Below are 16,986 nucleotides of genomic sequence, written 5' to 3'. Positions count from 1 at the left end.
AATGGGTACTCCTAGGCCTAAATTTGTAATCGACACAAACGTTCTTATTACTACGATAAATAGGGCTAATCATGAGTTCAGCATTTACCAAGCTTTCGAAAGTAAATCTTTCGATTGGATAGTAAGTACGGACGTCTTGGCGGAATATGCGGAGCAAGTAACAAGTTTCTATTCTGAAGTTACTGCCAACTTTGTACTTGACATCCTGTGTACTGCCAAGAATGTAATATTTACTGAACCCTATTATCGATGGAGTATTATTGAGGACGATCCCGATGACAATAAGTTTGCTGATTTGGCAATTTCAGCAGCCGCAGATGCACTAATCACTTTTGACAGGTTTTCGATATGACTATGGAAAATTTCTTATCACATCGGGTATGGGATGTGTTCACCTTTGGAGTACCACCAGTTGCTATCGACATTAGATTCGGGTAAAAGGGTTGGATTTTGATCAGTGTTATCAGCATGCCGTCTATTTTGAAGACGATGATTTACGGATTCGTACGATACATAAAGACAGTCTCTTGGAAGCCAAAAAACAAAGTGGTCGTCCAAAGGGTTTAAATGATCTCGAAAATCTTGAGCCGTAATTTCTCTATTCATCCCGCAGTGAACCCACCGGATTAGCCACCGCTGCACGTATGGCCTGCCAGCTTACGGTCAGCAACGCCATCACTACCGCTGCCAAACCTGCCAACGCAAACATCCACCATTGGATGTCGATGCGGTATGCGAAATCTTCCAGCCATTTATCCATTACCCACCAGGCGATGGGTGACGCGATAACGATTGCGACAATGACCAGTTTTACGAAGTCTTTGGACAGCATGGCTACAATACCCGATACCGAAGCACCCAGCACTTTACGGATACCGATTTCTTTGGTGCGTTGGAAAGCCATTAGCGTTGCTAACCCAAACAAGCCCAAGCAGCTGATGAAGATGGTGATGCCTGTCGCGGCGTTGATCAATTTCGACGTTTGACGGTCCTTTATATACAATGCAGAGACGACCTCATCATAGAAACGGAATGTAAATGGGGCTTCGGGATAGATTTCCTTCCATTCCGTCTCAATTTTGGCAATCGCGTCGTGCCAGTCTTCCGGGTTGGCCGAAGCTAACTTAATATGGATATCGCGCTGCATGTGATAGCCGAACATCAGTACTACTGGGCTCATCGGGTTTCTGAAATCCTGCTGATGGAAGTCTGCTACCACACCAGCAATAGGCACCGGTTCGGGGTTTGAACCGCTGAGAAGCATCTTTCCTACAGCATCGTCAGGAGACTTAAAACCAAAGGCGCTAACGGCAGCGTTATTCAAAATTAACCCGGGCGTACCCTTTGTTACGTCAATATTCCTTCCGGCCAATACTTCCATGCTAAAGGTCTTCAGGTAATCTTCATCAATGTATTTTGCACCCGACGCGACTTCCATCAAGCCGGTATCCCTTTGGCGGAAAAACGTAGTGTGACCCAATATATCATCCATTGGGGGATGGCCTATCGATGCAGAAACAATCACTGGATACTGTTCCAACGCCCGCTTCAACCGCAGCTGCTTTTCCTGGTTCGCTGGCTGCTGATGGATACGTTCGGGGATATTCACCGATAACACCGCATCGTATGCAAAGCCCAAATCTTTTGTCAAGGCAAACCGCAACTGTTCGCCCATGATGAGGGAACAGCTGATAAAAACCATAGCGACGGCAAATTGGAAAACAACCAACGCTTTGCGTAAATTGATGCGGCCACCACCTACGGAATTTAGCGCCTGCGGTTTCAGCATGTTCACCGTTCGGACCCGTATAACCAACCACGCCGGATAGATGCCAGCCACGAGGGTAACAACGGCGATCAACGCGACAAGAAAAAGCAATTTCAACCCCAAATGATCGTATAGGTTGATGTCTGGCGGCATAAAGTCGGCCAGCAGGCGGGAAAACACCTCGGAGAGCAATATAGAAAATAACGCCGCCACGAATGTGATGGCCAATGTTTCCATGAGAAACCTGCCGATCAATTGGCGGGGGTTGCTGCCCAGGGTTTTCCGGATGCCTATTTCCGATGCGCGCTGTTGCAGTTGTGCCGTGCTCAGGTTAATATAATTAATCACGGCAAGTAAGATGAGAAAGACGGCAATGCCCGTGAGTCCGTACAGCACCGCCTTGTCGACCGTGCGATGCCGCATACCGCCGATGGCGGAAGCATAATGGAACTCCGACAAGGGGAGTAACCGATAGGTTTGTGTATACTGATATTTTTCGAAGTTCTCCTTATTGTGCAGTGCGTTAATGGCGTCGATCTGATGGCCGACTTCTTCAGCAACAACGTGGGGCTTCAGTTTTACGTATAGTAGTTCGTTTACGTTGCTCACATTCCAGGAATCTGCCCGTCGGTGATCCTTTTTGAACGCTATCCGGAAGAACTCTTGCCATTCGAAGCTACTCTGATAGGGTAGGTCGGCAACTATACCCGATATGATATAGGGTATGGAGTCGTTATACAAAAGGGTATGGCCATGGACATCCTGCATATCCATACCTGGGAAATACTGGTTGGCACGGCTTTGCGTCAGCACGACCTTATCCGGTGCATCCAAGGCTGTCGCTTTATTACCGGTTAGCCATTCATAGTGAACCAGATCGAAATACTGGCTATTCGTGGCAATCTGCTTCTCGGGATCGTTTATGATGGATGCACCCGGCATATCGCCATGGCCATCGTACTTGGTTTGGAGGTGAACGGGTACGGTCAGTTCAACCCCAGCAATTTCGTCCGCTACAAACTTAACCATCGGGCGGGGGACGCTGGCGACGCTACTTACCACCTGGAATACGCGGTCGCCGTCGGGTATACGTTTATTGAACCGCCCCTCGTAATTGACAATAACGAAGATCATCCAACAGGCGCTGATGCCGACGGCCAGCCCCAGGATATGCAATGCCGTAAACAACCGGTTGCGCCAAAGATATCGAAGTGTTGTTTTGAAATGTGTTTTTACCATTGCGTTCTGCCAACTAACAACGCAGTTATTAGGCCAAATATTCAAGCGGCTGTTTATAAGTTGTTTATCATATCCGTTGAATTTACGCGTGTACGATATCGAACACCAACTGTTCGATTGTGAACAGTTCCTTGTTGTACCTCTGGGCTTCCGCAGCAGGCCTGGTGCACTGCCACCCGCTACAAAACGGTCATTTACCCACCTATTCCGTGCGTCATCTGTAGGTGATATGTACCTGTAGTGTACCTGTAGTGTACCTCTTATAGTGCTACATATTGCCTATATATGGGCTACGTATCAGGTGGATACAAGTCGTGACACCCCTGAATGTCTATGCGACCGATGTTGACACGGTAGTTTTCCATTTGCCACGTTACCCGAGGAAGTGCAAAATAGTAGGCAAGGTAAATGGAAATCCTGTTTCACTGGCGGATTTCAAAGGCAGGTATGTATCGACTGATTACTGAGCCGGTTGGTATTCTCTGCCACTACCTGCTGGAATGCAATGTTATATGTGGGATAATCTTGTATTCCTGCCCGAGGCGATTGATTAAACTGTCTAGTGGGATAGGGTAGGCGGCCCTGAGGTCGATATCGACCAACACGTTTTCTATGTAATATGTTTCGGGTTTGCCTATTGAATCCAGTACGCTCTGCAAGCCCATTTGCCGGACAATGAGCGTGTCAATCCCATTATCCTTGCGGGAAATCCGCATGCGTTCTGGCCGATCCACATATGCGTATTCAGTTACGACCAGGGAATATTCGGAAGATTGGTGGTCGATAATGGTCTTTCCATGGTATAAAAGCACCGTTGGGATGGTGAACAGCGCATTGAATACGGCATGCAAGAGAATGGCCCAGCGAAGGCCGTATTTCAACCGGAGATAGGCGAGTAGGAATCCGCCAAGGAGCTGCGAACCGACGATAATCGGTGCAAGCGCATAAAACAACACCTCTTGGTTAGCATAATTAGACAGGTGGTACAAGCCGAAGAACACGCTCGAAATATACATGGCCACCTTCAAAACACGGTTTCTAACAAATTTCAACGGGTAGCGGAAAAACAGCTCCTCCATTACTGGCGCAACCCCAATAACGAGCGTCACCATGAACCAGAATGTCATCGGCCTGGTGATTTCCGGGCCTGGCCTCAAATGAAGTACGTGCTCATCAATAAGGAAAATGAGTGGAACGATAACGACCGACGTAATGGCGATATCGACTATCAATACGGCCAACCACGTGCGGAATGGCCGGTCGTGAGGCCCGTCAACGATTTGCTGCGGATCGCGTAAGAATAACCGTAAGTCATTGAAGAGTGATCGGAACATGCGTAAAGGTTAGATTATTTCGTCGGTCATCATGCCACCAAATATATCGTTTTCTTAATAAAATCATTCATCCCGTAGTACTCGCGGCCTTTGGGGTGTGTGTCACATTTCAAAAGCTCGACAATTTTTCGTATATTCGTGCAATTCCATGACGAATCAAGCTTACACATACGCTTTGGCGTTGCTTTCCGGCACCGCTTTCTGATAAGTTTCCCTTTCTGAAACCCGAGGTACACCTGTGGCAAAAGCCGTGGGTGGCTTTGTAACATTCATTAAAAAAATAATCACAACATAAAATAAAAAAAAGGACAAATTAATGGCAGAAACATTTAGCAAACGAGAACGACGAAAGAAAAAAATTGAAAGACGAAGAGAAAAAGAATTCCGTAGGGATGAGCGGCGGCAAATGCCGGTGAAACAAAAAAGCCTCGAAGAAATGATGGCTTACGTGGATGAAAACGGAAACCTTTCGGACACGCCACCCGATCCGAAAAACGCTTATAAAGTGGCGGCGGAAGACATTATCATCGACATCCCCAGAGCCCTCCCTGAAGACCCCGATGCTACACCTACTGGCGTTGTCAGTTATTTCGATCCTTCCAAAGGATACGGGTTTATTGTCAACGACCAAACCCAGGAGCGCCTTTTCGTACACGTGAACAGCTTTGCCCAGCCAACTACGGAACTAAGCATAGGCGATAAGGTATCGTATACCCCCATGCGGAGTCCTCGCGGCATGCAGGCTACGGCAGTGGCAAAACGTTAGTGAGTAATTACCTTCATACCTCGGTCATGTATGCGTTAGCAAGCCCCGATTGTTCATTCCATCAATTGCTCATCCCGCAAACTATCCACCGGATTAGTCCGACCGGCTCCCTATTATATGTCCCTACATATAATATATGGCACGGCGTGTAGCATGCCAACACAATAACATGTTACATCGAAACCGTATCGTCTTGCCCCAATACAAGGCTATCGCTAGTCGAAACGATAATAGGTCGCGTCGAGACAGCATCGTCTCTTATCGACACAAGGTTGTGGCTAGCCGGAACGTTGTTAGGTCAAGTGAAGACGGCATCGTCACTCGTCAACATAAGGCTGTATCTAGTCGCTACAATGTTATAGCGACGCGGGACAACGTTGTATTGCGTTACCACAGCCCTTGGATGCGGCAAGACAAGCACGGGCTGACTCGACACGGTGTTGTGCCGGTTCGATAGGGTATTGGTTCAAGTCGGAACGATGCTGGGTTGACCCCACATAACGTTGTGTACACTCGAAACGATGTTGTAATGGGGTGAACGTATGCTATGCCGGTATGTAACAGTATTGTTTTGACATGAGACAACATTGTGTCGGACCACAGTTTCGTTTTTTACAGTGTATTACGGGACATCTTCCCGGGTGCCACCGACATACTAAAGGTGAAAGCTGCCTAGCTACAATCTGAATTGCCCCCGTTTACCGCCCGTTTCACCTTCACCTGTCTCGATAAAAATAAACCCGTCTGTATAACGAATGATGTTCGAGGGGAGTTCCTTTTTCGAAAGCCGCCTGTATATCCTTAATGAGCAATTGAGCAGCTTCGGCAGGGCCGCCATGGATCATTGGCCAACGGTAGGTACCCAACATGGGGTCGCGTATTGCAGAAATGACCACCAATCCTGGCGGTAGCGACGCCTTGCTCGTTACGCAATAGGTAAGCTGTTCGCCGATATCGAAATGAGGTAGTCTGCGGATGCTTACCCAATTATATTCATCTGGCCATCCTTGCCCGGTACGGATAAATTCGGTGATTAGGTGCAAAGTCACTTCATTTCTTGACGGCGGTCCACTCGAAATTCCGGGCGACCACTTTATCTCCTGTCGCGCAAAGGCACGAAACAACGTTTCGGCTATACCGGTATCCAGCGGCATCAGTGAGCCGTCCCGCTCTACCAGAAATCGGAACGTTGACAGGTTCTCAACGGTTTCTGTGTCGGTCTCCCTACCATGTCGGCTTCTTAAGAAATCATGAAAGCGTCGGGAAAATGCCTCCAGCCCACCTTTTGGATTCAGTACAGTAGATACCGTATGAAATACGCTATTCGCTTGATTGACAGGATGGACATTCACGACCGCATGAGCTGTATAACGATCAAAATAAACGGTGCCTGCGAAGGTCGTCGTATCCGCCGAAGGGCGCAAACTGGCGGTTTTTTGCTCAATAGCGACGATCGACGGGGATTCGATCAATTGCCGGATACCGCCTCCTAGCTCGTATTCATTGCTAATAGCATTGTATTTGAGTATAAAATCAGCAGCTACATCTCGGATAGCTGTTCCCGAAAAATGCAATTCCAACAGCTTTTTGAGTTCCATCGCGAAATCTGGTACATTAGATTGCGCAATCGTTCTGATTGACGTGCAGCATGTTATCAGTAATAAAACGACGACTTTCATACGCTACCGCACAACGACCAATTCACCGCTCTTTGGATCTTGCATATAAAACAAATCAAAAAACTGCACTTCATTCCTGCCTAAAGAGGCCACCGCTTGGTAAGCGAATTTCGACTCCCCCTTGAATTTATCCGAAGCAAACTCAAGACAGGCAATTTTGTTATCGCAATAAAAAGCTAAATTGAAATTTTCTAGCGGAAAGAACCGAACGCCATCTATCGCTTCGGTGGCCCGGCCGTAGGTATAGGTCTTCCCCCGTCGCATATAGTTACGTTGAAAATCTTCAATCGCCGCGGCATCGAGATATTCAGACTGATACCATTCGGCATCTGCATCCAGGTAGGCATTCCAGATAAAATCAATATCCTTCTTCTCATAGGCCTCAATCATTTCCTTATATGCGGCGTACAGCTTTTTCTTTATCGTTACACTATCCGATACGTTGAAAGGTTGCGCTTCGCTCCACCCGTTTAAGCGATAGGGGACACCCGCTTCAAAATGATCCTCAAGAGCAAATGTAGGTTTATCGGCATATCCTTCTTGATCCCGCAGGTTAAATTCATAGATGGTTTCCGGTGCTTGCTGTTCGCCATTCGCCAACCCGGTCCGTACAATACGCAAACTGAAATCGTCTCGGTCGGAAAGTGCCTGCGCCGATCCATCTTCATGGTAGGATGGGTGCACCTGGATGGCTAACCGCTGGTCGCCACTTTCTAACAAGGCATGATTAACGATGACGTTGAGATGGGGAGTGATGTTTCCAAAGTTATTGCCTACGGGAAAACCGTTAATCATCACTTTATAAGCGTTCGTTGTTTCGATCTGTAATCGGTATACCGGTTGCTGATCGTAGTGCGTTATGCTATTTTTCAGATGTGCGATTCGCTGTTCTATTGTCATAAGCTGCGGTTCTTCGGAGCGGTTCTGAGCACACGAATAAATGCTTGGTAGTAGGCATAATAATATGATTGATAATTGTTTACCTATCATTCGTTAAATTTTTAATTTGATTCTCATTTCGGCCGCCTAAGCCTCTCGGCCTTAACTGACGGCGGGCCACCGAATACCACATAAGAAATAGTCAAACCAAAAATAGAAAAATAAACCGACGAAAATAGCGCGGTGCACGTTTTTGCATTTTAACTTGCAGGCTTCACATAAATCCGTACTTTTGCGCAATTAGTAATAAGTCTAAATAGTATTAGGCCTATTAAAAAGTTTGAGATACGTGCGTTCCGCTGCTATATTTATTGTTGTTGGCCTATTGGCGATCGTACCGTCAGGGGCATTTGGACAGGCTAGTCATTCAATTGCCGGAACCGTTGTGGATAAAAAAACTATACAGCCGATCAGCTTCATCACCATACGACTGAACCTAGGGGATAAACACTTATTAACGATAACCCACGAAGACGGGTCATTTCGTTTCACGGGGTTGGCCCAGGGCAATTACCTGCTGGAAGTGAAAACCTTGGGCTTCGCGGTGTTGACGCAATCACTTGAAATACCGTATGAGGACAGTTTGCATCTGCTGTTGGAGCCGGCCGAACGGCCCATTGACGAGGTGTATGTAACGGCTTCGGAGGCGACGGATCTTACCGCAGCCTCCGTGATCGATAGGAAAGCGATGGAACTTCTTCAGCCCGCGAGTTTCACAGATTTACTGGAATTGCTACCCGGCGGGCAATCGGCCGACCCATTGCTGACCGAGGCTAACCGGATTCACCTGCGCGAGGTGGGTTTAGCGGGTAGGGGCGACTACGAGACAAGCTCGCTCGGCACGGCATTCGTTATCGACGGCGCCCAAATCAACACCAACGCGAACCTGCAAAGCACTGTCCGCACCGCGGGGGAAAACCAGGTGGGGCCCGATTATAATCGGAGTGCGGTAAACGCTGGGGTAGACATGCGCTTCATCACCACCGACGATATCGAAACGGTAAAGGTAGTGCGGGGCATCCCTTCGGTCGAGTATGGCGACCTGACCAGCGGGCTCATTGAGATTGAGCGGCGCAAGGGCGCCCGACCATACACCCTCCGTGCGAAAGCCGATGGCTTTTCGAAACTGGTGGCGATAGGCAAGGGCTTCGATGTGAAAAAGAAGCACCTAGCCATTAATCTGGATGCCGGTTTTTTGGATGCCAAACAGAACCCGACCAACAACTTCGAGACCTACCAACGCATCAACGCGTCGTTACGGACGACGAAAGACTGGCTGCGCGAAAGCGGGAAACTTCGCTGGAATGCCGCACTGGACTATCAAACCAACATTGACCGGGATAAGGTGGATCCCGATAATGGCTATGCACCGGTAGATCGGTACCGATCTACCTACAACCGGTACGGACTATACAACCAGCTGCAATGGTCGTGGAAAGAACATCCCCTGTGGCAGTCGCTCGAGGTGACTACCAACGTGAACTACCAACAGGATGAGATCGACCAGGTGAAATGGATCCAGGCACGTTCGGCCACCATACTGGCCAACGCGTTGGAAGAAGGTGCACACGATGCCCACTACATGACGCCAAGCTATGCGGCGCATCTGTGGGTGGGCGGCCGGCCACTTACTGCCATGGTAAAGGCAAAACTACAACTGCACACCCGCACGGGTGGCATACGCCATGCGATCAAGCTGGGTGCCGAAAGCAATTACAGCAAGAATTTTGGCGATGGGGAAGTGTATGATCTTGATTTCCCACCTAACCAATTGGGAACTACCGGACGGCCGCGCGCCTTCCGCGACATCCCGGCCATGCATACCGCAGCGCTTTATGGGGAAGACCTGGCGACGCTTGCGTTGGGCGCCCACCGCCTGTCGGCACGACTGGGCATCCGCGGCATGCGGCTGCTTAACCTGCCCAACGACTACGACTTGACCGGTAAGGTACTGCTCGATCCGCGGGTGAACCTCCGTTGGAACTTGCCTGCCGTAGACGTTGGCGGGCAGCCGCTTTGGATGGCGATAGGGGGTGGGTACGGCCGACATTCCAAAACGCCCACCCTCCAGCAATTATACCCAGCCCCCCAGTACGTCGACTTTATCCAGCTGAATTTTTACCACAATAACCCCGAATACCGGAAGGCGAACGTAATGACGTACATCGTAGACCGCGAAAGCCCTGCGCTTCAGGCAGCGGTGAACCACAAATGGGAAGTATTTGGCGACTGGCAATGGCTGGGCAACCGCCTTTCCATCACTTATTTTTACGAATACATGGGGTCGGCTTTCCGGTCGGAGAACCATTATCTCCCCTTTACCTATCGCCAGTACGATGGCACGTCCATAGATGCTGGTGCGCTAACGGCGCCGCCGCAGCTAGACGACTTTGAATACCGGGAAGTCACCGAATATGAGGGATACGGTAAAACAGGAAACAACTCTACCATCGAGAAAAAAGGGCTTGAGTTTCAGTTCGCATCGCGGCGGATGACGCTATTGAATATGCGCATGACCTTAAACGGCGCCTGGTTCCACACGAAATACCGCAATACGGGTAGATACGGCATGCGGATACCGGTATCGGCTATCGATAGTAATGGGGATATTTACCAGTATGTGGGTACTTATGAACACCACGCCCAAAGCTATGATCGGCAGTTGTTTAACACAAACTTGACGGCCGACGGCTATCTGCCCCGGATCGGGCTGCATACGTACGTCTCGGTGCAAAGCGAATGGTTCCAGGTAAAACAGACCATACCGCGCACGGGCATACCCGTGGCCTACCAAGGGATAGACGGGCAAACGCACCCATATACCGAAACGGAGGCAAACGACCCGGTGTTGCAATGGCTCGTAGACCCGGTTACCGATGCCCAGTTCCGACGCCGGTTGGTACCCTTTGCAACGACAGTGAATTTCAAAGCCGCCAAAGTGTTCCGCGATCAGATACGCGTATCTATGTTCGTAAATCGGGTACTGGTATATTCACCGGATTACGAGTCATATGGTGTCCGATACTCGCGAAGGGATACCCAAGGCCCTTATTTCGGAATGGAATTAAATTTTAATTTTTAATAAACATCATACATTATCAATCATGAGTAACACACGTATTTTGAAAACACTTGGACTGGTCTTGGGTATAGCGCTCGCCTTCCAAGCATGTAAGAAGGACGTCCCAGCCCTGGAGCGTACTGCGGTAACCGTAGCGGTGACCAACCCCGAAGGCATCGACAACGTCTCCATCGATGCGGCTACATTAACCCTCACCGAGATCAATAGCGGCGCGACGTACAGCGCCACCGTCTTCGAGAACGGCCAATTCACCATCGATGCACCCGCTGGATCGTATGCCGTTACGGTAATCGGTAGCGTCAGCTATTCGCGCGATGGGTTTGACTATGACGGTGAAGTACGCGGTGTGCAGAACGGGGTGGTCATCTCGGGAACGGAAAAAGCGTTAACACTGGAGCTGTTTCTCTACAATAACAAAACCGGATTTGTACTCAGCGAGATTTATTTCACGGGTTCGCAAACCCCGGAAGGCAAAACGTACAATGGTGATAAGTATTTCGTGGTGTACAACAACTCAGACGTCGTATTGTATGCCGATGGTTTGGTATTCGCCGAATCGGACTTCCTCACCACCACCAAGCGCGAATACACCCCTGATGTAATGGCATCGGCATTCACCAGCGCTACCATCGTGATGATTCCCGGCGATGGCGATGATTATCCTGTGCAGCCCGGAGCTTCTGTTGTTGTGGCAAACAACGCCATCGACCACCGGGAATTCAATGCCAACTCGATCGACCTGAGCGGCGCTGATTTTGAAGTGGAACTGCTGTCAGCCCTCAATGTGGATAATCCCCAGGTAACCGACCTCGTCAACGTAGCGCCTTACCTCACTATGCACAACCGCGGCTTCAAGAGCTATGTGCTGGCCAAATTTGAAGGGGATGTGGAAGCTTTCCAAGCCCAACAAGCGTATGAATACGAATACGATAGGGGTGGCGGCTCCATGCGGACTGTTGCATCCTACAAAATTCCGAACGAATGGATCGTGGATGCCGTGAACCTCAGCGTGGAATCGGAATTTGAATGGATCGTGACGGACCCTTCATTGGATATGGGCTGGACGTATTGCGGTAAAGTGAACAGCGATGACAACCGCTACGGTAAGAGTGTGCGCCGCAAGGTAGCTTCCACTACGGCAGATGGTCGCCAGGTATTGCAAGATACTAACAACTCCACCGAAGATTTCGAACCGGAAGCAGCACTTTCACTGGCCAATTAGTTAGTTGCGATGTACGGTAGGTTGTCCATCCTCTATGTGCTAGCCCTGGTGATCTTGGGCGCATACCCGGTATGCGCCCAGGATACCGTGGATATCGTCCAGCGGGTACGCACAGAGCAATCAGTGGTGGTCCGGCTGGTCGACCAACACTACCGTTCGCCATCCCTGAAGCGCTTTTTGCGCAGCTGGGATGTATCGACCATTGATGCCGGTCACCGGTACGAGTCCAGCGACAGGTACATCTACCAGGAGGGAAGTGGCTACCGCCAACTGGGCGTCAGCGCCGCATCGCTACGCCACGTCGCGAAAGGCACCCTGTGGGGCGATGCCCAGTATCAAAACAAGCGCACCTTCGGGGTGAATTACAACGAGTCGCTGGACTACGAAATCATCGCGCCTTATGTGATGGCCGATACGGTGGGGGGCAGCCTCCAAACCGAGCGCTACGCATTCCGCGGTGGCTATGCGTGGCAACACGGGCGCTGGGGCTATGGTGCCGAGGCGGGTTTCCGTGGCGACCAAGGATACCGCGACCGCGACCCCCGATTGAATGCCGTGGTGGCCGACATCGACGCCACCCTAGCGGCCAGCGTGGCCATCAGCTCCCGTTACCAACTAGCGACCAGCCTCGGCGGTAGCAGGTATAGGCAGGTAAACCACCTCGACTTTGTCAGCGAAGTGGGGACCCCCCTCGTGTACCACGATGCTGGGCTCGGCGTGTTCAACACGCTACTGGCGGGTACGCGCACCGATGCGTATTATACCGGCTACAGTTGGGCACCCACGGTTTACCTGGCGCCGACAAGCCGGCAAGGATGGATGGCCGATATCGGCTACCGCCGTTTTTCAATGGATAAGGAACTGTCGAACATTTTAGATCCCATAGCTAAAATATCAGCAGGTACCTGGTCAGGAGCTATTGGCTATGCCACCGAATGGGGTAACAAACGGTTATATGCAGGTGCGCAGGGGCAGCTACAGCAACGTAACGGCTACGAAGCACGCTTCAACAACCGCGATGCGGAGACGGGTATGACAAAAATTGATGAGGCGCTCCGCTATGTCCATGATCACTATGCCCTTGCGCTTAACGCCGCTTTCGAGCGGGAAGGCCCGTCCCTGCGGTGGGCCATAGCCGGCACCGGCGGTTATGTGTACAACAGTAGGGCATATGTAGATCCCACCCGGCGGATGGAAGTGGGCTACCTGCATGGGGGAGTACATCTATCGGCTACCAAAAGCTGGTCGGCTACGTGGCTGACCGCCCAACTGGGCTACAACCACCGGGCGGCAACCGCCATCGTGTCGCAATGGGCCGACGTAAGCCCTGGCAGGGGGATCTATCAAATGCTTGCGGGCAATTTCGCCTACCTCTCGGCCAGCCAGCAGCGCTGGAAGGCCGCCTTACGGACAGAGGTACAGCTAAACCCGGCACTGGTGGGGTTTGTGAACATCGATGGCCAACTGGTCTGCTATGATGCGGACCACCGTGGCGGCATGCTGGGCGTAAATGTCGGCTTTTTGTTTTAATCCATTATTTTTGCAACATGTATAAAGCGCTTCTCGTCGTTTCAGGATTACTCGTTTTCGTAGTGGGGTCGGCTTTCCTGACCCCTGAAGGCGAAGATGATGGCCTGCGGGCACTGTATAGCCGCCCGATAACGGAGTGGCCGACGCCCGATATCGATAGTGGTATACATTGGCAGGAATTTGAAGCACTGCCCGGCCCGGACACCAGCTATTTCCGGATCATCTCCCAGCCGAAAGAAGCGCTGGGTAAATTGCTGTTCTTTGACCCGTTGCTTTCGGGATCGAACCAGATATCGTGCAGCAGCTGCCACGACCCGCAGCGGTCGTGGGCCGACCAGCGGTCGGTAGCACTGGGGAACGACCACCTGCAAGGCATGCGCAATACGCCATCGCTCTTGAATGTGGGGGCACGCAAATCGCTATTCTGGGACGGCCGCGCACTAACCCTCGAATCGCAAGTGCTCAGCCCCATTGAGGCGCACCATGAAATGGCCTCAGATCCGCAGGAGATTCGGGAAAAACTGGAGGCCATCCCCCGATACCGCGAACTGTTTGCTGAGGCGTATGGCGATTCGGTGGCATCGTTCGACCGTGTAGGGGAGGCGTTGGCCGCTTTCCAGCGGACCATCATTGGTCGCCGCAGCCGTTTCGACCGCTTTGTGGAGGGAGAGTATGAACGATTGACCGACCAGGAAATCAAAGGCCTACACCTTTTCCGCACCAAGGCGCGCTGCATGAACTGCCACTTCGGACCGCATTTTACCGATGAGCAGTTCCACAATATCGGGTTGACGTATTACAAACGGAAATACGAAGACCTAGGTCGCTATGAGGTAACGAAAGACCCGGAAGATGTGGGGCGTTTCCGTACACCGTCGTTGCGCGATGTAATGCATAATGATCCATGGATGCATAATGGACTGTTTTCAAACATCATGGGTGTCGTAAATATTTATAACAGTGGCATGCACATGATCAATCCATCGGCCGAAGAGAAAGCGGCCGATCCGCTCTATCCGGTGACAGACCCCATCTTGCGGCCCCTAGAACTTACAGCCGATGAAAAGGAAGCTGTGGTGGCTTTTCTCGGTGCCATAACGGCCACGCAATACCGTATGCAGCGCCCCGAATTACCTCGGTGAACCACTAAACCGTTAATCGATCGATCGCCTCTTCTTTGGACGAAAGGAAGTTAACCAATTTACCCGTGTTGCTTTCGCGGATGAAGTCTCGCAAACTCTTGCTGTTATATTCGCTGAAATCACCTACGATGGCTAGCCGAACCCGGTAATTGGAAAATTTCTGTAGAATTTCTCCCGCCATTCCGGTTTTCAGATCAAAAAAATCGGACGAAAGGTTTTCTTTATAAAGCAAGATCTTGTCAAACCCTTGATAGTATGCGTTTCCAATCAAGTCTACGCCGTCTTCCGCGTTATTGACAATGACTTCGCCAGTAATGACCGCTGCGATTCCTGTATTCCCGATTGCCTGAAATTCCATATCCATTCGCCCAATTGTCAATTCCTAAAAGACATAAGATGATGTCAAAGATAATGCATATTCCGAAAGAAGCGCATATTGGGCCGCAAACGTAAAGGCAAACATCCCCTCCACCCGGCGGTCATCCGTCCATCCGTTTAGCAGGTCGGGCGGGAGGATGCCCCGATGCAGGAAATGGGTGTAGCCATAATCGAGGTTTTGTTGGAACGGGTGGAGGTATGGTTCTGCACCACGGTATATCGGATAGGCCTCCATGTATGCACGCATAAGCACACCGTTGAACCAGTTGTTGAATCCTTTCACTTTAAATTCATAATAACCCGTCAATTGATCACTCGGCTTCGCGAAATAGCGGAAGCTGTCATCAGCAAGCTGCTTGGCATCGTCGAGATATTCCGGCTTTCCGGTAACGCGGTAGAGGTCTACCGCACCGGATAGTGGAGAACCTGCATTATACGAATATGGAGGCCCCACCTGTTGATGCAAAGGGGTATGTGCTCGGTACGGCACGCCATCCACCTTCTCGTATCGGATTTTGCCGCCGCCGCCCATGAAATCGTCATATACGCCATCCGGCCGCAGGAGATGAGCTTTCTGCCAAGCGTATACTTTCTCGGCAAATTGGAGGTAATAGTCGGACTTTTTCACGACGGTGGCTTTCCGGCTGCCGTCCGGCGTAATATACCGGTGGGTGATTTCCTCATCGCTGTCCGCGTAGTGCTCATGTAACCACACCAAGGGGCTGATGAAGGGACCGTTGCTGCATGCATGCTTGGTGGTATAGCCCGGGCCCCATGGGATGCCGCCATGTTCTTTGCCAGACGCATTGAGCGTACAATCCCACCCATCAAGTACGTAAGCCGTAAGATATTCCGCTTCTTCAAGATATCTTGGTTCGCCAGTAAGCTTATACGAATGGAGCAGCTCTCGTACCAGCCACTGCTGGTCGTCATAGACGTTTTCCTTGCCTGCAACCTGGGCACGTCCCTTGGTGGTGGCGCGGTGTACGCCGTAGACAGACCATTCGCTGGTTTGCGTAAACGAGGTGAGCTCAAACGTGCCGCGATAATAGGCCAGGTTGTCGTAAAGCCGTGCGAGCTGGTCGCGGTAACGGGTGGTGTGTGCGTTGTACAGCTGGGATTGGTTGTTGGGATTGTGCGTCTGGAGCGCATGCAGGATGGCATTTGTTGCCTCGATGGCAGCGGTATACATCCATACGCTTCCCTTCTCTTGCGAGTGGTCACCCGTATAGGGATCATAAAACCGGGCCATCGCCATGCCCTCACCGGTAAAGTAATGGGTGAAAGCACTGTCTGCGAGTTCCATGGCTCTATGCAGGTTCTGTGTGGCAAGGTCGGCAACGGCCATACGATCCACAGGCGCCGAAAAACGAACGGGGGCCGCATTGTTGGTAAATGGGTTTAACACGGCGGCCGAGCCAGCCATCAGCGTGAGTGTGCAGTATAAAGCGAAATGTGTATTCATCATATGGGCGCAAACTTACACAATTGCGGTGTAGCAAAATAAACCCGATATTCGTATTACCAAACAAATACGACTTAGTAATGGACAAGTTACGAATGATTGCCCTGTTGCTGATTGCCACGATGCTATCGTGTTCAAAACGCGACGTAGGCGCCTTGACGGCGTGTATGCGCGAGGAGATTGCGGCCTTCTCAACTTCGGACCGGATATGTGATCATGCGGTGGTGACCGAATACGTTTTCCAAAACCAATACGTTTACGTGTTCAACAGCGCCTGTTGCTGCGATTGGGTTTCGGAGGTAAAGGATGCCGAATGCAAGGTGATTGGCGGGCTTGGTGGGTTCGCTGGCAATAACAAGGTAAACGGAGAGGATTTCGGCCATGCCAAGTTCATCCGCGAAGTGTGGCGGAATCCGCTCAGCGAGCAACCCGATTAACGAAG

The 16,986-nt window shown here is 50.7% G+C and carries 13 protein-coding genes; 7 read left to right on the top strand and 6 right to left on the bottom strand.

What is annotated here, in order from left to right:
• Position 1 precedes the first annotated feature (1 nt).
• Positions 2 to 352 carry a putative toxin-antitoxin system toxin component, PIN family gene (locus U9S71_RS21025; RefSeq protein WP_436410310.1) on the top strand — a complete coding sequence of 117 codons (351 nt, stop codon included), beginning with the start codon at positions 2 to 4 and terminating at the stop codon, positions 350 to 352.
• Between the two features lie 246 nt (positions 353 to 598).
• Here U9S71_RS21025 and U9S71_RS08655 read toward each other — a convergent pair whose 3' ends face one another.
• Positions 599 to 3,007 carry an FtsX-like permease family protein gene (locus tag U9S71_RS08655; RefSeq protein ID WP_326326784.1) on the bottom strand — a complete coding sequence of 803 codons (2,409 nt, stop codon included), beginning with the start codon at positions 3,005 to 3,007 and terminating at the stop codon, positions 599 to 601.
• A gap of 488 nt (positions 3,008 to 3,495) precedes the next feature.
• Positions 3,496 to 4,341, bottom strand: a complete 846-nt coding sequence (locus U9S71_RS08650; protein ID WP_326326782.1) for a CPBP family intramembrane glutamic endopeptidase — start codon at positions 4,339 to 4,341, stop codon at positions 3,496 to 3,498.
• A gap of 316 nt (positions 4,342 to 4,657) precedes the next feature.
• On the opposite strand from U9S71_RS08650, the gene U9S71_RS08645 reads away from it, so the two are divergent.
• Positions 4,658 to 5,107, top strand: coding sequence for a cold shock domain-containing protein (locus U9S71_RS08645; protein WP_326326781.1), 450 nt, complete (start codon positions 4,658 to 4,660; stop codon positions 5,105 to 5,107).
• 716 nt (positions 5,108 to 5,823) lie between these two features.
• On the opposite strand, the gene U9S71_RS08640 is transcribed toward U9S71_RS08645, so the two are convergent.
• Together U9S71_RS08640 and U9S71_RS08635 are read right to left on the bottom strand one after the other, a co-directional pair.
• Positions 5,824 to 6,705: a hypothetical protein gene (locus U9S71_RS08640; protein WP_326326779.1), complete on the bottom strand. Its 882-nt coding sequence runs from the start codon at positions 6,703 to 6,705 to the stop codon at positions 5,824 to 5,826.
• Positions 6,706 to 6,789: 84 nt separating this feature from the next.
• Positions 6,790 to 7,686, bottom strand: a complete 897-nt coding sequence (locus tag U9S71_RS08635) for a hypothetical protein (protein WP_326326778.1) — start codon at positions 7,684 to 7,686, stop codon at positions 6,790 to 6,792.
• Between the two features lie 328 nt (positions 7,687 to 8,014).
• On the opposite strand from U9S71_RS08635, the gene U9S71_RS08630 reads away from it, so the two are divergent.
• Genes U9S71_RS08630 through U9S71_RS08615 form a run of 4 tightly spaced genes read left to right on the top strand, consistent with a single transcriptional unit; the run spans position 8,015 to position 14,701 of the window.
• Complete coding sequence (locus U9S71_RS08630; protein ID WP_326326838.1) at positions 8,015 to 10,807, top strand: TonB-dependent receptor; 2,793 nt, start codon at positions 8,015 to 8,017, stop codon at positions 10,805 to 10,807.
• Positions 10,808 to 10,829: 22 nt separating this feature from the next.
• Complete coding sequence (locus U9S71_RS08625; RefSeq protein ID WP_326326776.1) at positions 10,830 to 12,029, top strand: DUF4876 domain-containing protein; 1,200 nt, start codon at positions 10,830 to 10,832, stop codon at positions 12,027 to 12,029.
• Positions 12,030 to 12,038: 9 nt separating this feature from the next.
• Positions 12,039 to 13,559 (top strand): DUF6850 family outer membrane beta-barrel protein, encoded by a 1,521-nt coding sequence (locus U9S71_RS08620; protein WP_326326774.1) that lies wholly within the window; start codon positions 12,039 to 12,041, stop codon positions 13,557 to 13,559.
• A 17-nt stretch (positions 13,560 to 13,576) separates the two neighbouring features.
• Entirely contained in the window at positions 13,577 to 14,701 is a 1,125-nt protein-coding gene (locus U9S71_RS08615) for a cytochrome-c peroxidase (protein WP_326326772.1), read from the top strand.
• Between the two features lie 4 nt (positions 14,702 to 14,705).
• Here U9S71_RS08615 and U9S71_RS08610 read toward each other — a convergent pair whose 3' ends face one another.
• On the bottom strand, positions 14,706 to 15,059 hold the full coding sequence (locus U9S71_RS08610; protein ID WP_326326770.1) for a DUF4180 domain-containing protein: 354 nt from the start codon (positions 15,057 to 15,059) through the stop codon (positions 14,706 to 14,708).
• 24 nt (positions 15,060 to 15,083) lie between these two features.
• Positions 15,084 to 16,547 carry a glycoside hydrolase family 76 protein gene (locus tag U9S71_RS08605; RefSeq protein WP_326326769.1) on the bottom strand — a complete coding sequence of 488 codons (1,464 nt, stop codon included), beginning with the start codon at positions 16,545 to 16,547 and terminating at the stop codon, positions 15,084 to 15,086.
• A gap of 77 nt (positions 16,548 to 16,624) precedes the next feature.
• On the opposite strand from U9S71_RS08605, the gene U9S71_RS08600 reads away from it, so the two are divergent.
• A complete protein-coding gene (locus U9S71_RS08600; protein WP_326326767.1) occupies positions 16,625 to 16,981 on the top strand; it encodes a DUF6970 domain-containing protein in 357 nt (118 codons plus the stop codon).
• The last annotated feature ends 5 nt before the right edge of the window (positions 16,982 to 16,986 follow it).

The organism is Parapedobacter flavus (assembly GCF_035818675.1).
Lineage (GTDB): Bacteria > Bacteroidota > Bacteroidia > Sphingobacteriales > Sphingobacteriaceae > Parapedobacter > Parapedobacter flavus.
The sequence above is the reverse complement of the archived record's forward strand: the minus strand, read 5'-3'. Positions and strand labels throughout refer to the sequence as shown.

What these genes read in the sequence shown, in the direction of transcription:
- U9S71_RS21025 (WP_436410310.1), top strand. Translation starts at nt 2, where the DNA reads ATGGGTACTCCTAGGCCTAAATTTGTAATCGACACAAACGTTCTTATT.
- U9S71_RS08655 (WP_326326784.1), bottom strand. Translation starts at nt 3,007, where the DNA reads ATGGTAAAAACACATTTCAAAACAACACTTCGATATCTTTGGCGCAAC.
- U9S71_RS08650 (WP_326326782.1), bottom strand. Translation starts at nt 4,341, where the DNA reads ATGTTCCGATCACTCTTCAATGACTTACGGTTATTCTTACGCGATCCG.
- U9S71_RS08645 (WP_326326781.1), top strand. Translation starts at nt 4,658, where the DNA reads ATGGCAGAAACATTTAGCAAACGAGAACGACGAAAGAAAAAAATTGAA.
- U9S71_RS08640 (WP_326326779.1), bottom strand. Translation starts at nt 6,705, where the DNA reads ATGGAACTCAAAAAGCTGTTGGAATTGCATTTTTCGGGAACAGCTATC.
- U9S71_RS08635 (WP_326326778.1), bottom strand. Translation starts at nt 7,686, where the DNA reads ATGACAATAGAACAGCGAATCGCACATCTGAAAAATAGCATAACGCAC.
- U9S71_RS08625 (WP_326326776.1), top strand. Translation starts at nt 10,830, where the DNA reads ATGAGTAACACACGTATTTTGAAAACACTTGGACTGGTCTTGGGTATA.
- U9S71_RS08620 (WP_326326774.1), top strand. Translation starts at nt 12,039, where the DNA reads ATGTACGGTAGGTTGTCCATCCTCTATGTGCTAGCCCTGGTGATCTTG.
- U9S71_RS08615 (WP_326326772.1), top strand. Translation starts at nt 13,577, where the DNA reads ATGTATAAAGCGCTTCTCGTCGTTTCAGGATTACTCGTTTTCGTAGTG.
- U9S71_RS08610 (WP_326326770.1), bottom strand. Translation starts at nt 15,059, where the DNA reads ATGGAATTTCAGGCAATCGGGAATACAGGAATCGCAGCGGTCATTACT.
- U9S71_RS08605 (WP_326326769.1), bottom strand. Translation starts at nt 16,547, where the DNA reads ATGATGAATACACATTTCGCTTTATACTGCACACTCACGCTGATGGCT.
- U9S71_RS08600 (WP_326326767.1), top strand. Translation starts at nt 16,625, where the DNA reads ATGGACAAGTTACGAATGATTGCCCTGTTGCTGATTGCCACGATGCTA.